The sequence below is a fragment of the uncultured Thiodictyon sp. genome, assembly GCF_903828115.1.
In the GTDB taxonomy this organism is placed as follows: Bacteria; Pseudomonadota; Gammaproteobacteria; order Chromatiales; family Chromatiaceae; genus Thiodictyon.
This window is the reverse complement of the sequence record NZ_CAIKKU010000825.1, coordinates 1-4187: the sequence shown is the minus strand read 5'-3', so window position 1 is coordinate 4187 and position 4187 is coordinate 1. Positions and strand designations below refer to the sequence as shown.

Genomic DNA, 4187 nt, shown 5'->3' with positions numbered 1-4187 from the left:
CTGCACCGTTAAGTCACGCCCTTTCAGGGCAGAGTCGATTAATCGCCACTACCCCAGGGCGATGCCCTGGGCTGGTATGTCACGCCCCCTTCGGGGCTTGGGGAGTCGCGGAGTAATCCCATGCGCCGGACGTGGCATTCGCCCCGTCCGAAACGCTTTCTCCGGACCTACAAGTTCGTACCACCGGTCGGCGACGGAATAAACGTTCGGGACGGGGCGAATGCCCCGTCCCGCCGCGGGCCCCTTTGCGCAAGCGCCTCGGCCAAGCCCCGGGCCGCGCAGCGGCGGGTCAGTCGGCCTTCTCGATCAGGTAGATCTCCATCCGGCGGTCGCGGCGGTTGGCGGTCCCGGCGGGGGCCGCGCCGAGGGGCATGGTCTCGCCGAGCCCGATCGCCTGGACGCGCGCCGCGGCGACGCCGCGTGCGATCAGTGCCTGCCTGAGCGCATCGGCGCGGGCCTGGGAGACGACGAGGTTGGCCTCGGCGCGTCCGCCGGCATCGGTGTGACCCTCGATCCGCAGGTCAAGGCCGGGGTGCTGCACCAGCAGTGCGGCGAGGCCGTCGAGGACCTTCAATTCGCCGGGGGGGAGCTCGGCCTTGCCGGTCGGGAACTTCAGTTCGTCATTGGACAGGATGAGTCCGAGTCCCCGCGGGATCTCGCGGCCACCCAGCGCGACGAACCGGTCGAGCAGTCCGGGCGGGCGTGCCGGCGCATCGACCGGGGCCTGCGGGTCGGGCGGCGCGGCCGGCGCGGCCGGTTGGCGCGGCCCGCGCCCGGGGTCGAGGATCGCCTCCAGGGTCGCGATGCGCGCCTTGGCGGCGGCGATCTCCCGCTCCAGTGCGGCCCTCTCCGGCGCCCCCAGGACGGCCGCCGCGGGGTCCGCAGCGCTGCCGACGGCGGGCCGCGGCACGGCGTCGCGCCGAGGGGGAACCGCCGCCGCGGCCTGGTCGCCGGCGGCTGGGCGGGCGCCCGGGGGCGCGCTCGGCCTGGCCGCGTACCAGCCGTAGAGCAGGATCGGGATCGCCACCAGGGCCAGGGCCCAGGCCAGGACCTTGAAGGAGGTGTTGCGCCGTCCGGCGTCGCCGGGGTCGTCTGCCGATTGGCGCCCCGCACCGACCCCGGCGCCGACCCCGGCCCCGCCCATCCAGCCCGCCCAGACCGTGCGGACGCGCGGGCTCAGGGCCAGCTTGCGCAGCTCGTCGAGCAACAGCACGCTGGAGGCCACACTCAGGGCCAGTCCCCAGTCCGCCAGGCTCAGGTCGGTGGTCCGGAAGACGGCCTGCGCCGGGCCCCAGTGGACCACCAGCACCTGCAGGACCAGCACGGTCGCCAGGGCCAGCCACAGCCAGCGGTTGCGCAGGAAGCCGGGGTTGAAGGCGCTGCCGTGCTCGGTACGCGCATTGAACACGTTGAAGAACTGGAACAGGACGAAGGTCGTGAAGGCCAGGGTGAGCGCGTAATCCTGGCCCTGGGGCTGCGCGTACCGGAACAGGGCCAGGGTGCCCACCGCCATGATGGTGCCATAAAACACCAGGAGACCCAGCCGATTGGCGGTGAGGATGCGGGCGTCGGTCGGGCGCGGCGGACGGTCCATCGCCCGCGGATCGGCCGGCTCCAGCCCCAGGGTCATGGCCGGCGGGCCGTCCATGATGATGTTGATCCACAGGATCTGGACCGCGGTAAAGGGCGTGGCCCACCCGAGCAGGCTCGCCCCCAGGACGGTCTGGATGGCACCCATGTTGGTGGACAACTGGAACCGGACGAACTTGACCAGGTTGTCGTAGATGGTCCGCCCCTCACGCACGGCGCCGACGATGGTGGAGAAGTTGTCGTCGGTGAGGATCAGCGTGGCGGCCTCCTTGGTCACCTCGGTGCCGGTGATGCCCATGGCCACGCCGATGTCGGCGGTCTTGAGGGCGGGGGCATCGTTGACCCCGTCGCCGGTCATGGCCACCACGTGGCCGTGGGCCTTGAGTTGCCGGACGATCCGCACCTTGTGTTCGGGTGCGACCCGGGCGAACACGGCGACCTGGTCGATGCGCGCGTCCAGGGCCGCCTCCGACAGCCCGTCGAGGTCGCGGCCATCCAGCACCTCGCCCGCGAGGCCCAGGTCCCGGGCGATGGCGGCGGCCGTGAGGCGGTGATCGCCGGTGATCATCTTGACCTGGATGCCGGCCCGGCGGCACAGCGCAATGGCGTCCCTGGCCTCGGGCCGCGGCGGGTCGAGAATGCCCACCAGTCCATGCAACACTAGGCCGTCGCACCGGGCCATCAGGTCACCGGCGGGGTCGAATCCCGCCGCCGGGAGGTCCTTGCCGGCCACCGCCAGGACCCGCATCGCCTGCGCGGCGAGCGACTCGTTCTCGGCCGTCAGCCGCGCGCGGGCCGCCTGGTCGAGGTCCAGCGGACCCTGCGGGCCCAACCAGGCCGTCGCGCGGCCGAGCAGGACATCGGGGGCACCCTTGACATAGACCCGCACCAGGTCCCCATCGCGGTGAAAGGTCGCCATGAACTTGTGCGCCGAGTCGAACGGCACCTCGGCGATGCGCGGCCGCTGCCCGGCCAGGGCCCCGGCATCGACGCCACCCTTGGCGGCCAGGGCCAGCAGTGCCCCTTCGGTCGGATCGCCGATCAGGACCCCGTCGCGGATGCGGCTCTCGTTGCACAGTGCGGCGGGTATGAGGAGGTCCGCCAGGTCATCGGCGGGCTCCCCGTCCGGCGTCGTGATGGTCCCCAGTGCCGTATAGCCCTCGCCGCTGACCGCCAGGCGCCGGCCACGGTAGTAGGCGGCGCGGGCGGTCATCTGATTCAGTGTCAGGGTCCCGGTCTTGTCCGAACAGATCACGCTGGTGCACCCCAGGGTTTCCACCGCGGCCAGGCGCTTGACGATCGCCCGCTGTCCGGCCATGCGCTGCATCCCCAGGGCCAGGGTCACCGTGACCACGGCCGGCAACCCCTCCGGGATGGCGGCCACCGCCAGTGCGATGGAGGTAAGCAGGGTATCCATCCAGGGCTGGCCGCGCAGCAGCCCCAGGATCAATATCAACGCGACCACGACCCCGGCGATCAGCGCCAGGCGGCGACCCAGGCCGTCGAGCTGGACCTGTAACGGTGTCGGACCCGGCTCGACCTCCAGCATACCGGTCAGGCGGCCCATCTCGGTCGCCATGCCGGTGGCGGTGACCAGGAGCTCCAGCCGCCCGCGGGTGACGACCGTGTTCATATAGGCCATGTTGAGCCGCTCGGCGAGCGGCCCCACGGCCTGGACCCTGGCCTGGGCGTCCTTGGCCACCGGCTGGGACTCCCCGGTCAGCGTCGACTCGTCGATCTCCCCGTTGTGGGCGACGAGCAGTCGTCCGTCGGCGGGTATCCGGTCGCCGGCCTCCAGCAGGACCAGGTCCCCGGGGACCAGGGTGGCGGCAGCCACCTCATGAACGCCGCCGTCGCGCCGGACCCGGGCACTGGGGGCGAGCATCTTTTTCAGCGCCGCCAGGGTGGCCTCGGCCCGGTGCTCCTGCCAGAACCCGAGCAGGGCGTTCAGGACCACGACCACCAGGATCACCACCGCATCCTTGAGGTCGCCGACGGACCCGGCCAGCACCGCGGCGCCCAGGAGCACCAGGATCAGGAGACCTTTGAACTGGTCGGCGAGCAGCAGCCACTTGGACCGCGGCGGCCGTTCCGCCAGCCGGTTCTCCCCGTGGCGGGCGAGTCGCTCGCCGACCTGGGCCCCGGTCAGGCCGGTGGCCGGGTCGACCCCCAGGGTGCGCGCGACCTCGGCGCCGTCCCGGGTGTGCCAGGCGTTGTCGTCCGGGCCCATCGGCCGTTCCCCGCTCATCGAGGTTCCTGCGACTCGCGCGCGGTCTGCTGCTTGGTGCCCCCGGCGATGCGGTCCATGATGGCGAACGGCAGACGGTTCTCGAGATGCATAAGCCGGGGCTCCCAACGATGGTTGCGGACCAGCCGCCCCATCCGGCGGTTGCTCGGGCAACCGCCGATCCGGTACCAGCGGCTCGGTCTACGCGCGAAGAAAGTGGGGGCTGGACCCGGGCGACTCAATCCGGGACCGGTCGGCGACGGGGCGAATGCCCCGTCCCGCCGCGGTCTCAGCGTCGTTGTCGTTGTCGTTGTCGTTGTCGTTGTCGTAATCGAGCTTATCCTAGCGCCCTGGATTCTCTCGCAAGCCG

2 protein-coding genes are annotated in these 4187 nt (G+C 71.7%); both read right to left on the bottom strand.

What is annotated here, in order from left to right:
- Positions 1-289 precede the first annotated feature (289 nt).
- Complete coding sequence (locus tag QZY48_RS30555) at positions 290-3838, bottom strand: HAD-IC family P-type ATPase (RefSeq protein ID WP_295437723.1); 3549 nt, start codon at positions 3836-3838, stop codon at positions 290-292.
- Positions 3835-4187 (bottom strand): hypothetical protein (locus QZY48_RS30550; RefSeq protein ID WP_295437722.1); only part of this gene is annotated, 353 nt, incomplete at its 5' end. The genes QZY48_RS30550 and QZY48_RS30555, both read right to left, overlap by 4 nt.

Coding starts and splice junctions, on each gene's coding strand:
- QZY48_RS30555 (WP_295437723.1), bottom strand. CDS start 3,838: ATGAGCGGGGAACGGCCGATGGGCCCGGACGACAACGCCTGGCACACC.